General features: G+C 63.4%; 21 protein-coding genes. 15 read left to right on the forward strand and 6 right to left on the reverse strand.

Translation table 11 applies throughout. The features are described from left to right. Positions 1-66 precede the first annotated feature (66 nt). Complete coding sequence (locus IVA88_RS06325) at positions 67-2,196, reverse strand: acetate--CoA ligase family protein (protein ID WP_247496427.1); 2,130 nt, start codon at positions 2,194-2,196, stop codon at positions 67-69. 349 nt (positions 2,197-2,545) lie between these two features. Between IVA88_RS06325 and IVA88_RS06330 the strand changes: the two genes are divergently transcribed. The 4 genes from IVA88_RS06330 (at position 2,546) to IVA88_RS06345 (ending at position 6,932) form a co-directional block, all read left to right on the forward strand. After that, positions 2,546-3,238: a GntR family transcriptional regulator gene (locus tag IVA88_RS06330; RefSeq protein ID WP_247496923.1), complete on the forward strand. Its 693-nt coding sequence runs from the start codon at positions 2,546-2,548 to the stop codon at positions 3,236-3,238. Between the two features lie 78 nt (positions 3,239-3,316). After that, complete coding sequence (oxc, locus tag IVA88_RS06335) at positions 3,317-5,050, forward strand: oxalyl-CoA decarboxylase (protein WP_247496428.1); 1,734 nt, start codon at positions 3,317-3,319, stop codon at positions 5,048-5,050. A 63-nt stretch (positions 5,051-5,113) separates the two neighbouring features. Continuing rightward, the gene (gene frc, locus IVA88_RS06340; RefSeq protein WP_247496429.1) at positions 5,114-6,391 is read left to right on the forward strand and encodes a formyl-CoA transferase; all 1,278 of its coding nucleotides are present in this window, start codon (positions 5,114-5,116) and stop codon (positions 6,389-6,391) included. A gap of 358 nt (positions 6,392-6,749) precedes the next feature. Further along, on the forward strand, positions 6,750-6,932 hold the full coding sequence (locus tag IVA88_RS06345; protein WP_247496430.1) for a hypothetical protein: 183 nt from the start codon (positions 6,750-6,752) through the stop codon (positions 6,930-6,932). Between the two features lie 66 nt (positions 6,933-6,998). On the opposite strand, the gene IVA88_RS06350 is transcribed toward IVA88_RS06345, so the two are convergent. From IVA88_RS06350 to IVA88_RS06365, 4 genes are all read right to left on the reverse strand, one after another. Further along, complete coding sequence (locus tag IVA88_RS06350) at positions 6,999-7,223, reverse strand: hypothetical protein (protein ID WP_247496431.1); 225 nt, start codon at positions 7,221-7,223, stop codon at positions 6,999-7,001. A gap of 54 nt (positions 7,224-7,277) precedes the next feature. Next, positions 7,278-7,520 (reverse strand): transcriptional regulator, encoded by a 243-nt coding sequence (locus IVA88_RS06355; protein WP_247496432.1) that lies wholly within the window; start codon positions 7,518-7,520, stop codon positions 7,278-7,280. A gap of 97 nt (positions 7,521-7,617) precedes the next feature. Continuing rightward, entirely contained in the window at positions 7,618-7,827 is a 210-nt protein-coding gene (locus IVA88_RS06360) for a cold-shock protein (RefSeq protein WP_007593324.1), read from the reverse strand. Positions 7,828-8,039: 212 nt separating this feature from the next. Next, on the reverse strand, positions 8,040-9,134 hold the full coding sequence (locus IVA88_RS06365) for an alpha/beta fold hydrolase (RefSeq protein ID WP_247496433.1): 1,095 nt from the start codon (positions 9,132-9,134) through the stop codon (positions 8,040-8,042). Positions 9,135-9,406: 272 nt separating this feature from the next. Between IVA88_RS06365 and pcaB the strand changes: the two genes are divergently transcribed. Genes pcaB through IVA88_RS06380 form a run of 4 tightly spaced genes read left to right on the forward strand, consistent with a single transcriptional unit; the run spans position 9,407 to position 12,485 of the window. Beyond that, the gene (gene pcaB, locus IVA88_RS06370; protein ID WP_247496434.1) at positions 9,407-10,822 is read left to right on the forward strand and encodes a 3-carboxy-cis,cis-muconate cycloisomerase; all 1,416 of its coding nucleotides are present in this window, start codon (positions 9,407-9,409) and stop codon (positions 10,820-10,822) included. Then, on the forward strand, positions 10,819-11,808 hold the full coding sequence (locus tag IVA88_RS06375; RefSeq protein ID WP_247496435.1) for a tripartite tricarboxylate transporter substrate-binding protein: 990 nt from the start codon (positions 10,819-10,821) through the stop codon (positions 11,806-11,808). Before pcaB ends, IVA88_RS06375 begins: the two co-directional genes overlap by 4 nt. Positions 11,809-11,851: 43 nt before the next feature. Further along, entirely contained in the window at positions 11,852-11,983 is a 132-nt protein-coding gene (locus IVA88_RS32405; RefSeq protein ID WP_256466759.1) for a hypothetical protein, read from the forward strand. A 58-nt stretch (positions 11,984-12,041) separates the two neighbouring features. Further along, positions 12,042-12,485, forward strand: a complete 444-nt coding sequence (locus tag IVA88_RS06380; protein ID WP_247496436.1) for an SRPBCC family protein — start codon at positions 12,042-12,044, stop codon at positions 12,483-12,485. 157 nt (positions 12,486-12,642) lie between these two features. On the opposite strand, the gene IVA88_RS06385 is transcribed toward IVA88_RS06380, so the two are convergent. Continuing rightward, positions 12,643-13,974: an Hsp70 family protein gene (locus IVA88_RS06385; RefSeq protein ID WP_247496437.1), complete on the reverse strand. Its 1,332-nt coding sequence runs from the start codon at positions 13,972-13,974 to the stop codon at positions 12,643-12,645. 279 nt (positions 13,975-14,253) lie between these two features. Between IVA88_RS06385 and IVA88_RS06390 the strand changes: the two genes are divergently transcribed. The 7 genes from IVA88_RS06390 to IVA88_RS06420 all read left to right on the forward strand — a co-directional run bounded on the left by IVA88_RS06390 (position 14,254) and on the right by IVA88_RS06420 (position 21,642). Then, on the forward strand, positions 14,254-14,391 hold the full coding sequence (locus IVA88_RS06390; RefSeq protein ID WP_247496438.1) for a hypothetical protein: 138 nt from the start codon (positions 14,254-14,256) through the stop codon (positions 14,389-14,391). A 242-nt stretch (positions 14,392-14,633) separates the two neighbouring features. Then, positions 14,634-15,920: an oxalate/formate MFS antiporter gene (gene oxlT / locus IVA88_RS06395; protein ID WP_247496439.1), complete on the forward strand. Its 1,287-nt coding sequence runs from the start codon at positions 14,634-14,636 to the stop codon at positions 15,918-15,920. A 247-nt stretch (positions 15,921-16,167) separates the two neighbouring features. After that, positions 16,168-17,490: an oxalate/formate MFS antiporter gene (gene oxlT / locus IVA88_RS06400; protein WP_247496440.1), complete on the forward strand. Its 1,323-nt coding sequence runs from the start codon at positions 16,168-16,170 to the stop codon at positions 17,488-17,490. A gap of 175 nt (positions 17,491-17,665) precedes the next feature. Then, positions 17,666-18,094, forward strand: a complete 429-nt coding sequence (locus IVA88_RS06405) for a CBS domain-containing protein (protein ID WP_247496441.1) — start codon at positions 17,666-17,668, stop codon at positions 18,092-18,094. 107 nt (positions 18,095-18,201) lie between these two features. Then, positions 18,202-19,221 (forward strand): 2-dehydropantoate 2-reductase, encoded by a 1,020-nt coding sequence (locus tag IVA88_RS06410; protein WP_247496442.1) that lies wholly within the window; start codon positions 18,202-18,204, stop codon positions 19,219-19,221. Beyond that, complete coding sequence (locus IVA88_RS06415) at positions 19,218-20,006, forward strand: fumarylacetoacetate hydrolase family protein (RefSeq protein ID WP_247496443.1); 789 nt, start codon at positions 19,218-19,220, stop codon at positions 20,004-20,006. Before IVA88_RS06410 ends, IVA88_RS06415 begins: the two co-directional genes overlap by 4 nt. A 229-nt stretch (positions 20,007-20,235) precedes the next feature. Beyond that, positions 20,236-21,642, forward strand: coding sequence for a hypothetical protein (locus IVA88_RS06420; RefSeq protein ID WP_247496444.1), 1,407 nt, complete (start codon positions 20,236-20,238; stop codon positions 21,640-21,642). Positions 21,643-21,807 lie beyond the last annotated feature (165 nt).

Genomic DNA, 21,807 nt, shown 5'->3' on the forward strand with positions numbered 1-21,807 from the left:
TTCTCACCTCTCCCCGCAGCCGCCAACGCTTCGGCTGACAAGCGCGGGAAGAGGTGAAGGTGCGGCTTAGAGCAGCCCTGCCCCACGTGCCCATTTGTACTTGGCGCCGAGCACTTCCACCGGAAGCTCGGTCGAATAGGCATAGGCCGGGATGCCGTTCTGGTAGAGATATTCGGCCGCCTCCTCGACCTCGACGTCGCCGGCGAGCGAGGCGACGATCGGCTTCACGAAGCCCTTGGCCTCCATCTCCTTCTTCACCTCGACCATGTTGCGGGCGAACACCATCGGCGGCGTGACGATGGTGTGCCAGTAGCCGAGGATCAGCGAATGGATGCGCTCGTCCGTCAGGCCGAGCTTCACCGTGTTGACGTAGGTGATCGGCGGCTCGCCGCCGGTGATGTCCACCGGATTTCCGGCCGCGCCGAACGGCGGGATGAACTTCCGGAAGGCCGCATCGAGATCCGGCGGCATCGACATCAGCGACAGGCCGTTGTCGACGCAGGAGTCCGACAGCAGCACGCCCGAGCCGCCGGCACCGGTGATGATCAGCACGTTCTCGCCCTTCGGCGTCGGCAGCACCGGCACGCCGCGCGCGAATTCGAGCAGCTGCCGCAAGCTGCGGGCGCGGATCACGCCGGACTGCGCCAAAACGTCCTCGTAGATCTTGTCGTTGCCGGCGAGCGCGCCGGTGTGCGACGAGGCCGCCTTCGCACCGGCCGAGGTGCGGCCGGCCTTGAGCACGATGACCGGCTTTTTCTTGGAGACGCGCTTCGCCGCTTCCGCAAAGGCGCGACCGTCCTTGAGGTCTTCGCAGTGCTGCGCGATCAGGTTGGTGTTCGGATCCTGCTCGAAGAACGCCAGCAGATCGTCCTCGTCGATGTCGGACTTGTTGCCGAGGCCGACGATCGCGGAAACGCCCATCTTCGCCGAACGGGAGAAGCCGATGATGGCCATACCGATGCCGCCCGATTGCGAGGACAGCGCCGCATGGCCCTTGACATCATAGGCGGTGCAGAAGGTCGCGCAGAGATTGGCAGGCGTGTAATAGAAGCCGTAGATGTTCGGCCCCATCAGGCGGATGTCGTACTTCTTGCCGATCTCGACGATCTCGGCCTGGAGCTCCGGCGCCCCGGCTTCCGCGAAGCCCGACGGGATCAGAACCGCGCCGGGAATTTTCTTCTCGCCGCATTCGGTGAGCGCCGCCGCCACGAACTTCGCGGGAATTGCGAATACTGCGGTGTCGATGACGCCGGGCACGTCCTTGACGCTCTTATACGCCTTATAGCCGAGGATTTCGGCGGCCTTGGGATGGATCGGGTAGATGTCGCCCTTGTAGCCGCCGTTGATGAGGTTCTTCATCACGGAATTGCCGATCTTGCCGTCCTCGGCCGAAGCGCCGACCACAGCAACCGCCTTCGGCTGCATGATGCGGCTCATGGCCGCGACGATTTCTTCGGTCGGGCGCGGCTTCGGCTTCGGCACGTAAGCGAAGTCGACGACGATGCGGACGTCGGCGGCGATCGCGTCCTTGGCCGTCGCGAACACCGGGTTGAGGTCGAGCTCGACGATCTCAGGGAAATCGGTGACGAGCTGCGACACCTTGACGATGACATCTGCAAGCGCCGTGCGGTTCACCGGCTCGCCGCCGCGAACGCCCTTCAAAATCTCATGCGCCTGGATGCCGTCGAGCATCGACAGCGCGTCTTGCTGGGTCGCGGGGGCGAGGCGGAAGGTGATGTCCTTCAGCACCTCGACCAGCACGCCGCCGAGGCCGAAGGCGACCAGCTTGCCGAACGAGCCGTCGGTGATCGAGCCGACGATGACCTCGGTGCCGCCAGCCAGCATCTGCTGCACCTGGACGCCCTCGATCTTGGCATCGGACTTGTACTTCCTGGCGTTGCCGAGAATGGTCTCGTAGGCCTTCTCGGCGTCTTCAGCCGTCTTGAGGCCGACGATGACGCCGCCGGCTTCGGTCTTGTGGAGAATGTCCGGCGAGACGATCTTCATCACCACCGGGAAACCCATGGACGAGGCCATCTTGCCGGCCTCGCCGGCCGACTTCGCCACACCCTCCTTCGGCACGGGAATGCCGTAGGCGTCGCAGACCAGCTTGCCTTCCGGCGCGGTCAGGCTGGTGCGGTTGTCCACCTTGACCTGGTCAAGCACCTTGCGGACGGCATCTTTGGAATTGGACATGTGGCTTCTCCCTTGACCTTGGTTCTTGCGTTCTCAAAGCGCGCGCGTGTTGCGGCTGCCCGTGATGCTTTCCATTCGCCGCGCTCTGTTCCATGTCGCGGAACGGAGTGGCATAAAGCCGAGATTACTCCGCCGGCTTGGATCAAAAATGGCTGGCGATGGCATTTGGTATGCCAGAAGCCAACTTGTCAAGCTGCAGCGCAGCTTAGAACGCTGCAAAAAATAGGCAGCTTGACATACTGGTATTTGGTATGCCAAAAACTTTCCCGTTAATAATCCTGTAAAAGACGACTCCCACTGGAGGAGATTCGTCGTGTCACTGCGGAAACCAACCAAGGCGTTGCCGAACATGGCCGAGGCAGATATCGCAATCGTTCGTATTGCCCCGGAGAGCAGCTTCAAGAACAAGGCGTATGACGCCTTGAAGGAAGCCATCCTCAAGATGGACATCTACTCCGCGCCCGAGCCGGTGATGCTCGACGAGCGCGCGCTGTCCGAACGCCTGGGTGTGAGCCGCACGCCGATCCGCGAAGCCATCGCGATGCTCGAGCAGGACGGTTTCGTGAAGACGGTTCCACGCCGCGGCATCATGGTGGTGCGCAGGACCAAGAGCGAGATCGTCGACATGATCCGCGCCTGGGCGGCGCTGGAGAGCATGGCGGCCCGCCTCATCACCACCACCGCGCGCAAAAAGGACATCACGGCGCTGCGCGACTATTTCAAGGAATTTGGCAAGGACCGCCTGCCCGAAGATCACGTCGAGGAATATTCGCGCGCCAACATCGCCTTCCACCAGGCGTTGATCTCGCTGTCGGAATCGCCGGTGCTGGTCGACCTCACCAATGATTTGCTGCTGCACGTGCGCGGCTATCGCCAGCTGACCATCGGACGCAAGGACCGCACCGCGACTTCGCTACCCGAGCATCTCGGCATGATCGAAGCCCTGGAGGCGCGCGATACGGAACTCGCCGAGAAGCGCGCCCGCGATCACACCCTTGGCCTTGCCGCTTACGTCGAAGCGCATGGTCAGGAACTCTTCTAGCCAGCAACGTTCACCAGAAGGGCGAGGCATTCGCCCCCAAAGCCGAAACGGCATCTTGAGACCAGGGAGACAAGGCCCATGCTGAATACCGCGACCAAGTCCGAAGCACCGGGCACCGAGCAGGAATTGACGGATGGTTTTCATCTCGTCATCGACGCGCTCAAGCTGAACGGCATCAACACCATCTATAATGTGCCGGGCATCCCGATCACGGATTTGGGCCGCATGGCGCAGGCGGCCGGTATTCGCATGATCTCGTTCCGCCACGAGCAGAACGCGGGTTATGCGGCGGGTATCGCCGGCTACCTCACCAAGAAGCCCGGCATCTGTCTCACCGTCTCCGCGCCCGGCTTCCTCAACGGTCTCACCGCGCTCGCGCACGCCACCACCAACTGCTACCCGATGATCCTGATCTCGGGCTCCTCCGAGCGCGAGATCGTCGACCTCCAGCAGGGCGACTATGAAGAGATGGACCAGCTCGCGATCGCCAAGCCGCTGTGCAAGGCGGCCTATCGCGTGCTGCACGCCCAGGACATCGGCATCGGTCTGGCCCGCGCCATCCGTGCCGCCGTCTCCGGACGTCCGGGCGGCGTCTATCTCGACCTGCCGGCAAAACTGTTCGGCCAGGTGATGAACGCCGATGCCGGCCGGAAGTCGCTGGTCAAGGTGATCGACGCGGCTCCCGCGCAGATCCCCTCGCCCGATTCGATCAAGCGCGCGCTTGATGTTTTGAAGAGCGCGAAGCGTCCGCTCATCATTCTCGGCAAGGGCGCGGCCTACGCGCAGGCCGACGAGGAGATCAAAACCTTCGTCGAGAAGAGCGGCATCCCGTTCCTGCCGATGAGCATGGCCAAGGGCCTCCTCTCCGACACGCATCCGCAATGCGCAGGCGCTGCCCGCTCGACGGTGCTGAAAGAATCCGACGTCGTGCTGCTGATCGGCGCCCGGCTGAACTGGCTGCTCTCGCACGGCAAGGGCAAGAACTGGGGCGAAGCGCCCAAGAAGTTCATCCAGGTCGACATCGAGCCCAGGGAGATGGACTCCAACGTCGAGATCGTCGCGCCCGTCGTCGGCGACATCGGCTCGGTCGTCTCCGCCTTCAATCAGGCGATAAATGCGGGCTGGACCGCGCCGCCGGCCGAATGGACCAAGGCGATTGCGTCCAAGCGCGACGAGAACGTCGCCAAGATGGCGCCGAAGCTCATGAACAACAAATCGCCGATGGACTACCACGGCGCACTCGGCGTGCTGAAGAACGTCATCAAGGATCATCCCGAGGCGATTCTCGTCAACGAGGGCGCCAACACGCTCGACCTCGCCCGCGGCGTCATCGACATGTACAAGCCCCGCAAGCGTCTCGACGTCGGCACCTGGGGCGTCATGGGCATCGGCATGGGCCAAGCGATCGCGGCCACGCTCGAGACCGGCCACCCCGTGCTCGCGGTGGAAGGCGACTCGGCGTTCGGCTTCTCCGGCATGGAGGTGGAGACCATCTGCCGCTACAATTTGCCGATCTGCATCGTGATCTTCAACAATGACGGCATCTATCGCGGCACCGACGTCAACAGCGTCAATTCCGATCCGGCGACGACGGTGTTCGTCAAGGGCGCCCGCTACGACAAGATGATGGAAGCCTTCGGCGGCGTCGGCGTGAACGCGACTTCGCCGGACGAGCTCAAGCGCGCCGTCAACGAAGCCATGGCCTCGGGCAAGCCGACGCTCATCAACGCGGTGATCGATCCGGCCGCCGGTTCCGAGAGCGGCCGCATCGGCAACCTCAATCCGCAGAGCGTTCTGCAGAAGAAGAAGTAAGTCCACCCCTTCAATCCTTGATTCCCTGCGGGTGCAGGGGCAGACAGAGTACGGAGCAACACGATGACCAAAGCGCTCGAGGGCGTTCGCATTCTCGACTTCACCCACGTCCAGTCCGGACCGACCTGCACGCAGCTGCTGGCCTGGTTCGGCGCCGACGTGATCAAGGTGGAACGTCCGGGTGTGGGTGACATCACCCGCGGCCAGTTGCAGGACATCCCGAACGTGGACAGCCTGTATTTCACCATGCTCAACCACAACAAGCGCTCGATCACGCTCGACACCAAGAACCCGAAGGGCAAGGAAGTCCTCACCGAGCTGATCAAGAAGTGCGACGTACTGGTCGAGAACTTCGGTCCCGGCGTGCTCGACCGCATGGGCTTCCCCTGGGAGAAGATCCAGGCGATCAACCCGAAGATGATCGTCGCCTCGATCAAGGGCTTTGGTCCCGGACCCTACGAAGACTGCAAGGTCTACGAGAACGTCGCCCAGTGCACCGGCGGCTCTGCATCCACCACCGGCTTCCGCGACGGCTTGCCCCTCGTCACCGGCGCGCAGATCGGCGACAGCGGCACCGGTCTGCATCTGGCGCTCGGCATCGTCACCGCACTCTATCAGCGCACGCATTCGGGCAAGGGCCAGCGCGTCACCGCTGCAATGCAGGACGGCGTGCTAAACCTCTGCCGTGTCAAGCTGCGCGACCAGCAGCGCCTCGTCCACGGCCCGCTGAAGGAATACAGCCAGTTCGGCGAAGGCGTGCCGTTCGGCGATGCCGTGCCGCGTGCCGGCAATGATTCCGGCGGCGGCCAGCCCGGCCGCATCCTGAAGTGCAAGGGCTGGGAGACCGATCCCAACGCCTACATCTACTTCATCACCCAGGCCCCGGTCTGGGAGAAGATCTGCGACGTCATCGGCGAGCCGACCTGGAAGACCGATCCGAACTACGCTAAGCCGGCCGCCCGCCTGCCGCGCCTCAACGAGATCTTCGGCCGCATCGAGCAGTGGACGATGACGAAGACCAAGTTCGAGGCGATGGAAATCCTCAACAAGGACGACATCCCCTGCGGCCCGATCCTGTCGATGAAGGAGATCGCCGAGGACCAGTCGCTGCGCGCGACCGGCACCGTGGTCGAGGTCGACCACCCTACCCGCGGCAAGTACATCTCGGTCGGCAACCCGATCAAGCTGTCGGATTCCCCGAGTGAGGTTGAACGCTCCCCGCTGCTCGGAGAGCACACCGACGAGATCCTGCGCTCGGTGCTCGGCTTCAGCGACCACCAGGTCGCCGATATCCACAAGTCCGGCGCGCTCGACCCGCCGCAGAAGCAGGCCGCCGAGTAAGCGGAGCTACAGAGAAAACAAAAGGCCGCCGGCTTCGGCGGCCTTTTTTGTTGCCGCCGAAATGGACCGTGTCTCGCCATCGGCACGCTTGCCGCGCCGCCAAGGCTGGATTAAAGATTGGTCCGCGAGGAACAGACGCGGTGACCGGCCGTTACTGTCTCGACCGGCGTGCTCCCGGAAATGCGAGCATGCCGTCTCCACAGCGAGTGCAGCACGCCCCTCGCAAAGACCTGCCCCACGCTGAAGAATGGCCGCCTTCGCTTCCGAGGGTGGCAAGTCGACCTTTCAGTTCAGGCACGGGCGGCGTCGCATCCGACACTCGCCAGGACCACGCTCGTTGATCAAATTGAGGGCTTAAATGTCGAAAGATCAATCCTCTGATCGCGCCAAGCGTGAAGCCAACAAGGCGTTCAAGCCTGCGACAACGCAGAAGCCGATCAATGACTATGCGAAGGACCAGAACTCCTTCAACGAGAATCGCGAGCGGCTGAAAGCGGAGCGCTTGGCCCGGGAGGCGAAGCCGGCAAGCCGCTCCGAATAAGAGCGTCGGTATCAGGCTCCGACCGCGAATGACGCTGAAGGCGCGGCGCCGAAATCCGCGCCTGATCTACAGCATCGATAGCACGACGATCCCGTCCTCGACTGCCCCCGAAGCGAGCTGCGCCCGCGCCATGCGCTCGAACTCGGTCCGGTTCTTCCGAAGATAGCTGAAAGCCTGCTTCTGGGTCAGGAATGTCGTCGCAAGACGGCACATCTGTCGGCCCGCGCCAAGCGCGAGAAAGAAGGTGATGGTGCCACCGCCATCCGACTTGATTCTAGACACGACCCGCACTCTTCGGCATGTGATCGGCCCTCTCCAATTTGTCGTCGGCGCAATGGAAGCCAGCTACGGCGTCACCTTCTTCTTGCGCTTCGTCGGGACAGGCGCCGGCAACGATGCCTGAAGGGCGGCGTCTGCCGCTTCCTTGGCTTGGCGCAGCTCTCGAAGCCGCGCCATGTTCTTGCGAACATCGACGGCTTGCTTTCCAACGTCCATCATCGCCCGCGCGCCTTCCTCAGCGGCCAGACGCTGACGGTTGGAACGCGCGATGCTTTCGGGTGACGGTTCGGCCGGTTTCTTGGCGGTCATTATTCACCCTGCTCTCCAACGGACAAAACCCGCTCAATCCGGGGATCGAGCGGGTGGCATCGCCGTTTCAGTACATCCGTGAAACGGCACCAAGGCTTTAGGCCAGCGAGAGATTCTCAGCGCTAACCTTGCCCCGCATCTTGTCGGTCTTGAGCTCGAAGTTGACCTTCTGGCCCTCAGCGAGACCCGCAAGACCAGCCCGCTCGACCGCGCTGATGTGAACGAACACATCGTTGCCGCCGTCGTTCGGCTGAATGAATCCAAAGCCCTTCTGGCCATTAAACCACTTCACAGTACCTGTCGTCATTTTCTTCTCCAAAGCGCATACGCGCAGGTTCCGCGTGATCGTCACGCAGAACAAATTCTATTCGTCGATGTCTATGGAAAAGGAGCCCGCGGGCGCATTCAACAAGGCACAGCGGCTGAACGAACAGCCCAACGTATACCACATCTTCCTCTTTTGCAAGGCTTGGCAGTTAACCCCCGAGAACGCCGACATGACGCCTCGCTATCGAGCGCTCATCGTTCGCCCCCACCGAGCTGCTCTCGGAAGAACTGCACCACCGCCCCGTTGAACTCGCGGTGAAAGGCCGCCCTGTCAAATCCCGCCGGGATATCGGTGCAGATGCGCGAGACGGCTGCCGCCAGCTCGGCCGAACAAGGCGCGAGGAACGCGAAGTGACCAGCAGGCACGACATGAATCTCCGGCTTCCCTGGCAAGCCCTCCGCGACCCGCGCCGTGCCCGAACCGTCACCGACACCGGGCCCGCCGAACTGCGAACGCCAGAGTTGGAAAGGCACTTTGACGACGGCGAGATTCTCCCGCGTCAGGACGCCAGGCGCAGGATCGACGATCACGGCAGTGCGGATGCGCGCATCCCGCAACGGGTCAGGCGGCGTCTCGCCGTTGTGAAGCTGTGCGCAAGCGCCGATCGTCTCCTTGCAGACGCTGGCGACCCTTGCGAAATCCGGCTTGGTCCCCATCAGCACGAAGCCGGTAGCGCCTCCGAGCGAGAAGCCGAAGAAGCCAACCTTGGCGGGATCGATCACCGCCTTGTCTTTCCAGTCGTTCAGCACGAAGTCGAGCAAACGAACGATGTCCGCGGGACGCGATCCCCAGACGGACAGCGTGTCGCGCCGCGAGGAATCGCTGAACGTGTCGCCGGGATGGTTGATGGCGGCGACGACGAAGCCCGCATCGGCGAGCACCTCCGCGGTGTCGTGGTTCGCACCGAACCACCCACCTCGGCCGTGCGAGAAGATGATGAGCGGAAACTTCGCCCCCGTGACGGGACAATCCTTCGCACATTTCAGGTCGAAATCGGCACCCGCGGAAAGGCTACCGAGCGCCACGTGTGTCGGCTCCGCCGCGCACGGATACCAGATCGCGCCCGACAGCGCCGGATCGGATTCGAGGAGTTGAATGCCCGCCGCCTGCACGGGCGAACCGAGACAGCAGAGAATAACGGCGAAAGCCCGAAGCGTGCTGCGCAACGGAAGCTCCCCTGATCTCGCGCCAGAGTTGAACGAGGAACGATAGCCAAACTGTGGCTTCGACTCGCTAAGCGTGGACATCGTGGCTGACCGACAGAAGATTCCGCACAGCGCGGCCACCGTCGGAGAAGGTCTCGCTAGCGGCTATGATATGCTCGGCGACGACCTGCAACCCAACATGATCACAGTGCGGCGATATCCCGAATTCCGAGATTTTCGCCGCGCTCGACAGCATTCTCCAATTCAGAACGCATGTATCGCAATAATGCATTTTAGCAAAACGAAGGGGTAACCTAGCTTGATCGATGCCAAGCCGTACGGCTGCGCAATGGAGCGCGACGACGGAGGGATCGATACCGACCGATGCGGCTATTTTTTAATCAGACGTCGCCATGCTGAGTTTCGAGCCCGGAACGGTCTTCAGCAGCCGCCACCTTGCCGATATTTTCAGCACCGCTTCGATGCGCGCTATTTTCAGTGAGCGCAATTCGCTGGAATCCATGCTCCTGGTCGAGGTCGCGCTGGCCAAGGTTCAAGGGCAGCTCGGTATGATTCCTGCCGAGGCTGCTGCTGCGATCGCCTCCGCTGCTCGTACTGAACTACTCGATCTCGACGAATTGGCCGCGGGCACTTTGCGCGCTGGTTTGCCGGTCGTGAATCTGGTCGAGCAGTTGATCCGGCTCACCGGCAAACCCCATGGCGAATTCGTCCATTGGGGCGCCACGAGTCAGGACATCATGGACACCGCGCTCGTGATGCAGATACGCGACGCGCTTGAGCTCATCCACTGCGATCTGGAGCGCCTGATATCGGCGATTGCGGATCTGGCGCGCACTCATCGCGATACGCCCATGGTCGGCAGGACCAAACTTCAACACGCGATCCCGATCACCTTCGGCTTCAAAGTTTCCGTCTGGCTATCGGGCTTGCTGCGCCACAGGCAACGTCTCGCCGAACTCAAACCGAGGGTCCTCCAGGTTCAGTTCGGAGGTGCGGTCGGCACTTTCGCATCGCTCGGCGACGATGGCGACCGCGTCCGCGCTGCGCTGGCCCGCGAGCTCGGACTCGGCGAACCGCTGGTGACGTGGCATGCCGCGCGCGACGGCTTGGCCGAGACGGTTTGCCTGCTTGGGTTGATCTCCGCGACCCTGAGCAAGATCGCAACCGATATCGTGTTGATGGCACAGACCGAGGTCGGCGAAGTGCTGGAGCCAGGCGGCCAGGGCCATGGCGCCTCCAGCACCATGCCGCACAAGCGAAACCCGATCATCTGCGAGCAGATTCTCAGCACCGGACCGTCGCTGCGCCGGCTCGCAAGCGCCATGCTCGACGCCTCGGTCCACGACCATGAACGGGCGACGGGACCGTGGCAAGCCGAATGGTTGCTGCTGCCGGAAGCATTCGTGCTGGTCTCCCGGGCCATGGATAACGCGGTTCGACTCTGCACCGGACTGGTCGTCAGACCCGATGCGATGCAGGTCAATCTCGGACGGACACAGGGGCTCATTGCCGCCGAGGCCGTCATGATGGCGCTGGCTCCGCGCGTCGGGCGCCATCATGCGCACGAAATGGTGAGTGCGGCATGCACGCACGCCATCGCTTCGGGGCTGACATTAGCCCAGACCCTTTCGCGCGATCCGGCCGTGACGGCCCACATCGCCCCGCATGAGATCGAGGCGGCTGCGGACCCCGCCCGATACATCGGCCTGTCCGGCCGTGAGGTCGATCGTGTCCTCGCGGCCTGTGCCGATCGACCAGCCGGCGCGGCGCCAGAGGCGACGCCACCGATGCGGAGTGAGACCATATGATTCTCAAACGCACGCGCACAGTCCTCGTCGCAGCTGCAATGCTGACAATGTTGAATGCGGCACGGGCCGAGTCGCCGTTCCCGTCACGGCCGATTACGTTGATCGTCCCGTTCGCGGCTGGCGGCCCCAATGACGTGATGAGCCGGATCGTGTCCGAACACATGTCGCGAAAACTCGGGCAGCCGATTATTGTCGAGAACGTCGCCGGGGCGGGCGGCACGACCGGCTCAACGCGGGTCGCGAAAAGCGCTCCCGACGGTTATACGCTGGTCAGCGGTCACGTCGGCACGCATGCTGCATCGGTCGCACTGTATCCGAATCTTCGTTACGATCCGCTGGTTGATTTCACGCCGGTTGGCCTGGTCGCGGAAACGCCGATCCTCGTCGTCGTTCGCCGCGACCTCGCCGCAGACAGCATGGCGTCGTTCATCGCGATCGCCAAGGCGCGTGGCCCGGACCTCACCCTGGCCCATGCGGGTGTCGGTTCGATCAGCCACATCAGTTGCCTGCTGTTCACCAGCGTAGTCGGGTTCAAGCCGGTGGAGGTGCCATATCGCGGATCGGCGCTGGCGATGACCGACCTGATCGCAGGCCGCAGCGACTTCAGCTGTGGACTGCTGGGAGACGTTCTTCCCTTCCTGGGTGACAACAACTTGCGTTTTCTGACCGTTTCGGCCCCCGCACGAGTTCCGCAATTGCCGGACACACCGACGGCTAGGGAAGCAGGACTTCCACAGTTTGTCGCATCGAGCTGGTTCGCCTTCTACCTGCCGAAAGGCGCGCCTGACGCCATTCGCGACCGGTTCTCCGATGCGCTTCGCGCAGCGCTCGACGACGACAGCGTGCGGAGACGGCTTGAACTGGTAGGCTTGATCCTGCCGCCGCCGGACCAGCGAGGTCCCGAACCGCTCAAGCGGCGGATGGCCGAAGAGATCGCGCGCTGGCAGGACATTGTCAAAACAGCGCAGATTCGACTCGATCAATAACTACCCCACCTCCTCCTCGCCGCGGGCGCGCGGGGACAATCCGATGATCGGTTGCTACGAGCTGGCGTTCACGATGACGCCGCAGGATGTGGCGGAAGTCTGCCAACTCTCGCCGGGCACCGTTCAAAAATTCGAGACGCCCTGTCGGATCGGCAGTATCTCGTTCGTCATCTAGATATGAATGGGCAATAGACGCCGACGTCGAGCCCAGTGATTCATGAGGAAGAATGATCATGCCCAGCACTGTCCGCCTGCACCGCGTTCTCACGACCAGCCCGGAGAAAGTCTATCGCGCCTTCCTGGAGGCGGATGCGCTGGCGAAATGGCTTCCGCCGAACGGCTTCACCTGCACCGTCCATCATTCCGAGCCGAAGGTCGGGGGCACGTTCAAGATGTCGTTCCGCAACTTCACGACGGGCAACAGTCACTCCTTCGGCGGCGAATATCTCGAGCTCGTCCCCGGCGAACGTCTCCGCTACACTGACAAGTTCGACGACCCCAATCTGCCGGGCGAGATCCAGGTGACCGTGATCCTGAAGAAAGTATCCGTCGGCACCGAGGTGGATATCACGCAGGCCGGCATCCCCGACGTCATCCCGCCGGAGGCTTGTTATCTCGGCTGGCAGGAATCGCTGCGGAATCTGGCGAAGCTCGTCGAGCCCGAGATCAATCAGTAGCGTCAAGGCGGAGTGGGTCTCGCCTGACGAGGCGAACCGCGACAGAGCCTGTCATTGCGAGCGGAGCGAAGCAATCCAGACTGCCTTCGCTGCAAGATCCTGGATTACTTCGCTTCGCTCGCAATGACGGCTGTTGCTACGCCGCGATCGCCGCCACCTACGCGCCCGCCCTCGACTGGAGCCCGCCGCTTGCGGTCCAGCGGTCCGGGTCCGGGCTATGTCCGATCAAAGCAAGGCCGTAGGCGATCGACTCGAACTGGTCGCCCGACATCAGTCGTTCGTTGCCGAACCGCTCGGCGAACAGTTTTCGGACGGCGGGCACGAAGGACGTGCCGCCGGTCAAAAACACCTTCTCGACCTCGCGCGCGGTAATGCCGGCTTCGCCCAGCACCTTGTCGACGGTGGCTCCGAGCCTCGCGATGTCGTCGGCAATCCAGGCTTCGAAATTCTTGCGTGTGATGGTCGAGCCGATATCGACCCCGCCGCCCCTGAAGCGGAAATCCACCTGATCCTGCGCCGACAGCGCGACCTTGGCGTCGGACACCGCGCGGTACAGCGAAAAGCCGAGATCGAGATCGACGATGGTGATGAAATCCTCGAGCAGACCCGGCTTCAGCGCGGAGCGCGACAACTCCCGGAGCTCGCGCAGATCGCCGTTGCTCTTCATCATCGCCAGTTGATGCCAGCGCGCGAGATTGGTGTAGTGGCCGGTGGGGATCGGCAGCACCTTGTCGAACGAGCGGAAGCTGGAGCCCTTGCCCAGCCGCGGCGAGACGACGTGATCGACGATGCGGTAGTCGAACGTGTCGCCCGCAATCCCGATGCCGGCATGGCCGAGCGGCTCGGCGCGCAAGGCGCCGCCGGCGCGCGAGAACCGCATCACGGAGAAATCGCTGGTGCCGCCGCCGAAATCCGCGACCAGCACGGTCGCATCGCGCTCCAGCCGGCGGGCGAAGGAGAACGCTGCGCCAACGGGCTCGTAGACGTAGCGCGCGTGGCCGGCGCCCAGGCGCTCGAACGCGGCCCGGTAGCGCTGCATCGCCAGCGCCTCGTCGGGATTGCCGCCGGCGAAGCGGACGGGGCGGCCGACCGTGATGGTGGACGTCTCGAAGCCGAATTTATCGCCCCCATGGCGCGCCAGCGTCCGCAGGAACGCCGCCAGAATATCCTCGAACTTGTAGCGCTGCCGGAACACCTGAGTGGTGTTGAAACTGGAGCTCGCGGCGAAGGTCTTGAACGACTGGAGGAAGCGGTAGACATGGCGGCCTTCGAGGAACTGCTCGATCGCCCACGGGCCGCCTTCCGCCTGGGCGCCCGCCCCCGGCCGGTCCTCCCAGAAGCACAGCGCCGACACGAAGACGCTGTGGCGCTGTCCGCCATGGTCGAAGCGGATAGCCTCGACCCGGCGCTCGTCCGCCGCAAGGGCTACGACCGTGTTGCTGGTCCCAAAATCGATGCCGATCGAGACGGCGGGCGAGGCGCTCGACATGAACCACTCTGACAGATGATTGGAAGGGGCAGACCACTAACGGCTTCGTACGCCGCTGCCAAGGCTTCGCTTTTTGGACATTGGCGGTCAAATGGTTCAGTTTCGGCGGGTTTCGGGCATATCGCGCTCAAATCGGCCGATTTAACGGATTATTATGCTGCAATGCGAAGAACTAAATGCTGCTATGCACTGCCATGCATAGACATTGGCATCTGGTATACATAGATTGCCTTTCGAAATGAGACAGCACTACTGATCGTCTCAAGAAAGGGATTTCCGATGTCCAAGTCTGCTGCCGTCGCTCTCGCACCGTCCTCCTCGCTGTTCGCCCGCCTGATGGCCACGATCGACCGTCTCCTGATGGCGAGCGCCGAGATCTCGAATCACAATGGCGACCTGCCGCGCTTCGGGCTTTAACCCAGCGCCTCCCGCGCCGCGAGCGCGACGCGCCGGTTTCAGAACGGTCCGCATACTACTTTTGGTGAATGGCCCCGCGCGTCGGGGCCATTTCTATTTGTGCTGTCCGATTCACGGCCGGGACCGGAAAGGTCTGCGGCATTTGCGCGCGGTGACCGGACCAGCGCTTGAACCTTGGCATAATGCATACAAGAATGCCGTTCCAGCGCTCGCAGAAAAAGAGAGGCGCCACGGGAGGCTTTATGACGGACATGGTGCAAGCAACCGCCCCTACAGCCGCGCGCGTTAGCGACACGTATCGCTGGGCGCAATTGGCGGTCGGTGTCGCGGCGATGGTGATGATCGCCAACTACCAATACGGCTGGACGTTCTTCGTCCCCGACATCCAGAAGAAATTCGGCTGGGATCGCGCGTCGATCCAATGGGCCTTTACGCTGTTCGTGCTGTTCGAGACCTGGCTCGTGCCGATCGAAGGATGGTTCGTCGACAAATACGGTCCGCGCATCGTCGTGCTGGTCGGCGGCGTACTCTGTGCCGCTGGCTGGGCGATCAACGCAGAGGCGACCACGCTCAACGGCTACTATCTCGGCATGATCATCGCGGGCATCGGCGCCGGCGGCGTCTACGGCACCTGCGTCGGCAACGCGCTGAAGTGGTTTCCGGACAAGCGCGGTCTTGCCGCGGGCATCACAGCGGCGGGCTTCGGTGCGGGCTCGGCGCTGACCGTCGCGCCGATCCAGGCGATGATCAAGGACAGTGGCTTCCAGACCACCTTCCTCTATTTCGGCCTCGGACAAGGCATCATCATCTGCATCCTCGCCTTCTTCCTGCTGGCGCCGAAAGCAGGCCAGGTGCCGAGCGTCGTGGCGAACGCAAATCTGCAGCAGACCCGCCGCAACTATCAGCCGACCGAGGTGCTGCGTCAGCCGATCTTCTGGCTGATGTACTTCATGTTCGTGATCGTCGGCGCCGGCGGCCTGATGGTGACAGCCAATTTGAAGCCGATCGCGGCCGACTGGAAGATCGACAACGTCCCCGTCACGCTGATGGCGGTGACGATGACCGCGGTGACCTTCGCCGCCACGATCGACCGCGTGCTCAACGGCCTGACGCGTCCGTTCTTCGGCTGGATCTCCGACATGATCGGCCGCGAGAACACGATGTTCATCGCCTTCGGCATGGAAGGGGTCGGCATCTGGCTGCTCTACCTCTGGGGCCAGGATCCGCTCTGGTTCGTGCTGCTCTCGGGCTTCGTGTTCTTCGCCTGGGGTGAGATCTACTCGCTGTTCCCCTCGACCTGCACCGACACGTTCGGCGCCAAGTTCGCGACCACCAATGCCGGTCTGCTCTACACCGCGAAGGGCACGGCCGCGCTGCTGGTCCCGATCGGCAACTACATGCAGCAATCGTCGGGCAGTTGGGACAACGTGTTCATCATCGCGGCGGGCGCCAACATCCTGGCCTCGGCGCTGGCGATCGCGGTGCTCAAGCCCTGGCGCAAGGTTGTGGTCGCGCAATCGAGCGTCTGACGCACTCCAAAAGCGCTTTCTCGCGCAAGACGCCCGGCCTCGCGGCCGGGCGTTTTCGTTTTGCGCGGCGCTTTCGCGTTCCGAACGGAACCTCACATTTTCTCACCCGCGCGCCGAGATAGGGCTTGCAATCTGGAATATGGTATACCAAGGTCGGGGTCGCGCTTGCGACGATAAGCCACAATATTGCGACATCAGGTCATCTTGCAACCGGTGTCCGACCCGACAGGCGCTTGGGAGGTTCTTGATGATTTCCAGCACCGATGGCGCCGTCACGGCCGCGCCTCTTCGCACAAGTTTTCGTTGGCTCCAGCTCGTCATGGGCATCGTTTGCATGGCGATGATCGCCAATCTGCAATATGGCTGGACGCTGTTCGTCGATCCGATCGATGCCTTCCACCATTGGGGACGCGCCGCGATCCAGCTCGCTTTCACCATCTTCGTCGTCACCGAAACCTGGCTGGTGCCGATCGAGGCCTGGTTCGTCGACAAATACGGCCCGCGCATCGTCATCATGTTCGGCGGCGTCATGATCGCGCTGTCGTGGATTCTCAACTCCTACGCCGATAGCCTCACCCTGCTCTACGCGGCCGCGATCATCGGCGGCATGGGCGCGGGTGCGGTGTACGGCACCTGCGTCGGCAACGCGCTGAAATGGTTTCCCGATCGCCGCGGCCTTGCCGCCGGCGCAACTGCCGCCGGCTTCGGCGCAGGCGCCGCACTCACCATCGTGCCGATCGCGACCATGATCGCAACGAGCGGCTATCAGCACGCGTTCCTCACCTTCGGCATCGGCCAGGGCGTGATCGTGTTCGTGCTCGCCTTCTTCATCCAGCCGCCGCGGATATCGATCCCGCCGAAGAAGAAGCAGCTCAATTTGCCGCAGACCAAGATCGACTTCACCCCGCCCCAGGTGCTGCGCACCCCTATTTTCTGGGTGATGTATCTCGTCTTCGTCATGGTCGCCTCCGGCGGCCTGATGACCGCGGCACAGATCGCCCCGATCGCGCACGACTTCAAGATCGCCGACACGCCGGTTACGCTCGCCGGCTTCCAGATGGCGGCATTGACGTTCGCAATCTCGCTCGACCGCATCTTCGACGGTTTCGGACGGCCCTTCTTCGGCTGGGTCTCCGACACGATCGGCCGCGAGCACACCATGTTCATCGCCTTCGGGACCGCCGCGGTGATGCTGCTGGCGCTGTCGGCCTATGGCCACGTGCCCGTCGTCTTCGTGCTCGCCACCGCGATCTATTTCGGCGTGTTCGGCGAGATCTACTCGCTGTTCCCCGCCACCTGCGGCGACACCTTCGGCTCGAAATACGCAACCACCAACAACGGCATGCTCTACACCGCCAAGGGGACAGCGTCCCTGCTCGTTCCGCTCGCGAGCGTGATCTCGGCAACGTACGGCTGGAAGGCCGTGTTCGTGGTCGCGGTCGCGCTGAACGCGACGGCGGCGCTGACGGCGCTGTTCGTGATCAAGCCGCTGCGCCGTACCTTCATCCTCGGCAAGGAAGCCGAGAGCGCCAGCACCAACACGGCTAACGCCAAGACCGAGACGGCGTAACAGCGACGCATTTTCACCGGGTGAGACAGGGGCGCAGCGATGCGCCCCTGTTTTTTGACACTCCGCAAACGTCAGTGTTGCTGCCGCAAGATTTTTCGGATCAGCCAAATCGAATGCTTGACGATTGGCATTATGTATACCACACTTGCTCCATCATTCACCCAGGGAGGTTGCAATGCTGGTCGGAGACATTCTGCGCAAGAAGACACCGCGCGTTGTCACGGTGCGAATGAACGAAACGGTGGGTATCGCCGCCAAGCTGATGCGCGCCAACAATATCAGCGCACTGGTGGTGAAGGACGTGGTCCGCTCCGAGGGTAACACCGCGGTCGGCATGTTCACCGAGCGCGACGTCGTGCGCGCCGTCGCCGAGCACGGCGCCAATGCCGTCAACGTCAAGGTCTCGCAGCTCGTCTCGGTTCAGCAGCTCGTGTCCTGCACGTCGAGCGACACGATCGAGCACGTGCGGCATTTGATGAACCGGAATCACATCCGGCACCTGCCTGTGATCGACGATTACAGCCTCGTCTCGGTCATCAGCATGCGCGACATCGCTTCCTTCATCGACGAAGCGATCAACGGCACGCCGCAAGCAGCAGCTTAAAGCACCACGCCCCCTTCGCTGCGACTACCGGCCCCGGCTCGGACCCTTCCGAGCCGGACCGGATCTTTCGTCCCGAAATCCGGCTTCTGCTGCTTCGCGAGGATTCCATGAAGATCTGCATCTACGGCGCCGGCGCAATCGGCGGATATCTCGGGGTTCAGCTCGCGCGCGCGGGCGCCGACGTTAGCCTGGTCGCACGCGGCGCGCACCTTGCCGCGATGCGCGAGCACGGCCTCACGCTGCTCGCGGGCGAAGAGAAGCACACCGTGCATCCGCGCTGCACCGACGATCCCGCCGAGCTCGGCGTGCAGGACTACATCATCATCACGCTGAAGGCGCACTCGATCACCGGGGTGATCGAGAAGATGCAGCCGCTGCTCGGACCCCACACCCGCATCGTCACCGCCGTCAACGGCATCCCGTATTGGTACTTCTACAAGCACGGCGGCCAATACGAGAACGCGACGCTGGAGAGCATCGACCCCGGCGGGCGGCAGTGGCGCGAAATCGGCGCTGAGCGCGCCATCGGCTGCATCGTCTATCCCGCCACCGAGATCGAGGCACCCGGCGTGATCCGTCACGTCTACGGCAACAACTTTCCGCTCGGCGAGCCCTCCGGCGAGATCACCTCGGACGTGCAACGCCTCGCCGATCTCTTCGTCGCCGCCGGGCTGAAAGCGCCGGTGCTCGACCGCATCCGCGACGAGATCTGGCTCAAGCTGTGGGGCAATGTCTGCTTCAACCCGATCAGCGCACTTACCCATGCAACGCTCGACGTGATCTGCACCGATCCGGCCACCCGCGCGCTGTCGCGCGCGATCATGATCGAGACGCAAGGCATCGCCGAGACGTTCGGCGTCAAATTCCGCGTCGACGTCGAGCGCCGCATCGAAGGTGCCCGCAAGGTCGGCGCGCACAAGACCTCGATGCTCCAGGATCTCGAGCGCGGCCGCCCGATGGAGATCGACCCGCTCGTCACCGTCGTGCAGGAGATGGGCCGCCTCACCGGCGTCGCCACCCCCGCGCTTGATTCGGTGCTGGCGATGGTAACCCAGCGCGCCCGCATCGCCGGTCTCTACGACGGCATCTCGACGCCATCAGATCCGCGCGCACTGGCGGTGGCATGATGGCCGGCGAGATCAAACAATGGCTCCGCTTCCGCAAGAGCGGTGCGGCCGGCTTCGGCACGCTGAATTCGTCAGGCATCAGCGTGCACGAGGGCGAGATGTTCGGCCGCCATGCAGCCACCGGCAAGACGCTGGCGCTCTCCGAGGTCGAGCTACTCGCGCCCTGCGCGCCCAGCAAGATCGTCGCGCTCTGGAACAATTTTCACGCGCTCGCGGCCAAGCTCAACCAGCCCGAGCCGCCGGAGCCGCTCTACCTCCTGAAGGCCACCACCAGCATCACGACGCCCGGCGCGGTGATCCGCCGCCCGTCTTACTACGACGGCAAGACCACCTATGAAGGCGAGCTCGGCATCGTCATCGGCAGGACCTGCGCCCGGGTCTCACCGGCGGAAGCAGACGGCTTCATCTTCGGCTACACCTGCGTCAACGACATCACCGCCAACGACATCCTGACCAGCGACCCGACCTTCCCGCAATGGGCGCGGGCCAAGGGCATCGACGATTACGGCCCGTTCGGCCCCGTCATCGCGACCAGTCTCGATCCGGCCAAGCTGGTGGTCCGCACCATCCTCAACGGCGCGGAGCGGCAGAACTATCCGATATCGGACATGATCTTCACCGCGCAGGAGCTTGTCAGCAGGATCTCCCACGACATGACCCTGCTCCCCGGCGACCTCATCGCGGTCGGCACCTCCGTCGGCGTCGGCGTAATGAAAGAGCCGGTGAACACGGTGACCGTCGCGATCGACGGCATCGGCGAGTTGACCAACGAGTTTCGGCTGTAGCGCAATCTCCGCCGCGCGATGCATTCCGGGATGACGGCCGAGGGGGCCTGACGTCGCCCACTCCCACTCGGACAAGCCGGCAGTCCCACGCGCTCCACCGATCGGCTGACGCAACCAGCCGTGGATCGCGCTACCGGAAACGTCCGGCAAGCCTCGCGGGCCCTTGATCTCGGTTCCGCTCTCCAATAGCAACTATGGCGATAATGTGTGCCGGCGTGAGGAAGTCACGATGTGGCTGGTTTTCCTGTTTGCCTGGTTTGTTCTGCTCGCCGCGATTGCAATCTTCGCCCAGCAGGCGTTCGGGTACGATGTCGGCCACCTGCCGGCCTGGTTCGGAGGCCTGCCTGTCCCGCAGCGTGTTGCGACCGGCGCGATCCTGGCCTTGGCGCTGGCACTGATCGGCGCCTCCGCCTGGCGGCTCTCGCGCCAGGACCGGCGCCTCGACAATTTGCGCGACCGCCTCAAGAAGACCCGCGAGGACGTCGTTGTCGCCCACGCCCTGCAAAACCACCTCGACGCCACCGTCCAGCACCTGATCGAGAGCGATCCCCGGGAGGCCGTCTCCGCCCTCCATGACAAGCTGGGCGAGACCGAGCGGCGCGCCCTGCTCCAGAAGGGCCGTAACGAATCCACCGACATGCACGACCAGCTCGCCGAAATCCGCCGCCGCCAGCAGGAACTGCGCGACATGGTCGGCAAGGTCGCCGAGCAGCGCCGTGCAGTCGAGCCCGTCTTCACCGAAATCCGCGACCGCCAGAACCAGCTCGAACGCTCGCTGCACGACCTCGAGACCGACGACCGCAAGAACAACCTCGCCGACCGGCTCAAGGACATCGCGGCCGACGTATCGACGCTGCTGTCGCGGGTGGGCTCGGTCCAGGACACGTTCGCGACGCTGAACCAGTACAAGGAAGATCTGGCGAGATCCCACGCCGAGCTGGTGCCGCTGCGATCGACGGACGCCGGCCTCAATGCCCTGATCGGCGAGCTGAGCCTCAGCCATGAGCGCCTCGCCAAGAGCGTCGACGAGCTCGAAACCGGAGGCGAAGCGCCGCTCGGCGCCCGCGTCGAGACGCTGTCGAAGAACAAGATCGAAATCGAGCAGCGCCTGGCCCGCGTCGACGACAGCTTCAACATCCTGAAAGCCATCCGGCTCGACTTCGAGGAGCTCGGCCAGCGCCAGGCCCAGCTCGAACGCTCGCTCGCCGCTGTCGAGACCGATTCCGACGGCAAAACGCTTGCCGACCGCCAGAATGCGCTGAACGATTTTGTTCTCCAGTCGCGCCAGCGCCTCGGCGCGTTGCAGGAGACGCTGGCGACGCTGAACGCCTTCAAGACGGAGCTGTCGAAGTCGCAGGCCGACCTCATCCCGCTAAAGGCGCCGGTGTTCGGCATCGAGGCCCTGATCGCGGACGTCGGCACCACCCGCGACCTCCTCGCCAAAACCGTCAGCGAGATCGAGGCGAGCGGCGACGTCACCCTCGCCTCGCGCGTCGACGCGCTGACCAAGAGTAAGCGCGAGGTCGAAGACCGCCTCGTCCGCATCTTCGACAATTTCAACGCGCTCGATGGCTTGCGAAAAGACATCGGCGGCATCTTCTCGACGATCCGGAACAGCCTGAACCGGATCGGGTGAGGCCGAGCCGCGCCCGCCGAAACATCCAGACACATCACATCTCCGCGCGCCCGGCAGATGCCGCCAACATGTCCCGCGCGCGCCGCACTCTGGACGCATTCGGCCGCCCATCTGTGGGCGTGTCTGGGGGCACGGCGGTGCCGTGTTTGGACCAAACCTTCTAGG

Source organism: Bradyrhizobium sp. 149 (assembly GCF_023073915.1).
Classification (GTDB): Bacteria; Pseudomonadota; Alphaproteobacteria; order Rhizobiales; family Xanthobacteraceae; genus Bradyrhizobium.

Bases quoted from the DNA above. Each gene is read 5' to 3' on its own strand.
- IVA88_RS06325 (WP_247496427.1), bottom strand. From the start codon at position 2,196: ATGTCCAATTCCAAAGATGCCGTCCGCAAGGTGCTTGACCAGGTCAAG.
- IVA88_RS06330 (WP_247496923.1), top strand. From the start codon at position 2,546: ATGGCCGAGGCAGATATCGCAATCGTTCGTATTGCCCCGGAGAGCAGC.
- oxc (WP_247496428.1), top strand. From the start codon at position 3,317: ATGCTGAATACCGCGACCAAGTCCGAAGCACCGGGCACCGAGCAGGAA.
- frc (WP_247496429.1), top strand. From the start codon at position 5,114: ATGACCAAAGCGCTCGAGGGCGTTCGCATTCTCGACTTCACCCACGTC.
- IVA88_RS06345 (WP_247496430.1), top strand. From the start codon at position 6,750: ATGTCGAAAGATCAATCCTCTGATCGCGCCAAGCGTGAAGCCAACAAG.
- IVA88_RS06355 (WP_247496432.1), bottom strand. From the start codon at position 7,520: ATGACCGCCAAGAAACCGGCCGAACCGTCACCCGAAAGCATCGCGCGT.
- IVA88_RS06360 (WP_007593324.1), bottom strand. From the start codon at position 7,827: ATGACGACAGGTACTGTGAAGTGGTTTAATGGCCAGAAGGGCTTTGGA.
- pcaB (WP_247496434.1), top strand. From the start codon at position 9,407: ATGCTGAGTTTCGAGCCCGGAACGGTCTTCAGCAGCCGCCACCTTGCC.
- IVA88_RS06375 (WP_247496435.1), top strand. From the start codon at position 10,819: ATGATTCTCAAACGCACGCGCACAGTCCTCGTCGCAGCTGCAATGCTG.
- IVA88_RS32405 (WP_256466759.1), top strand. From the start codon at position 11,852: ATGATCGGTTGCTACGAGCTGGCGTTCACGATGACGCCGCAGGATGTG.
- IVA88_RS06380 (WP_247496436.1), top strand. From the start codon at position 12,042: ATGCCCAGCACTGTCCGCCTGCACCGCGTTCTCACGACCAGCCCGGAG.
- IVA88_RS06385 (WP_247496437.1), bottom strand. From the start codon at position 13,974: ATGTCGAGCGCCTCGCCCGCCGTCTCGATCGGCATCGATTTTGGGACC.
- IVA88_RS06390 (WP_247496438.1), top strand. From the start codon at position 14,254: ATGTCCAAGTCTGCTGCCGTCGCTCTCGCACCGTCCTCCTCGCTGTTC.
- oxlT (WP_247496439.1), top strand. From the start codon at position 14,634: ATGACGGACATGGTGCAAGCAACCGCCCCTACAGCCGCGCGCGTTAGC.
- oxlT (WP_247496440.1), top strand. From the start codon at position 16,168: ATGATTTCCAGCACCGATGGCGCCGTCACGGCCGCGCCTCTTCGCACA.
- IVA88_RS06405 (WP_247496441.1), top strand. From the start codon at position 17,666: ATGCTGGTCGGAGACATTCTGCGCAAGAAGACACCGCGCGTTGTCACG.
- IVA88_RS06410 (WP_247496442.1), top strand. From the start codon at position 18,202: ATGAAGATCTGCATCTACGGCGCCGGCGCAATCGGCGGATATCTCGGG.
- IVA88_RS06415 (WP_247496443.1), top strand. From the start codon at position 19,218: ATGATGGCCGGCGAGATCAAACAATGGCTCCGCTTCCGCAAGAGCGGT.
- IVA88_RS06420 (WP_247496444.1), top strand. From the start codon at position 20,236: ATGTGGCTGGTTTTCCTGTTTGCCTGGTTTGTTCTGCTCGCCGCGATT.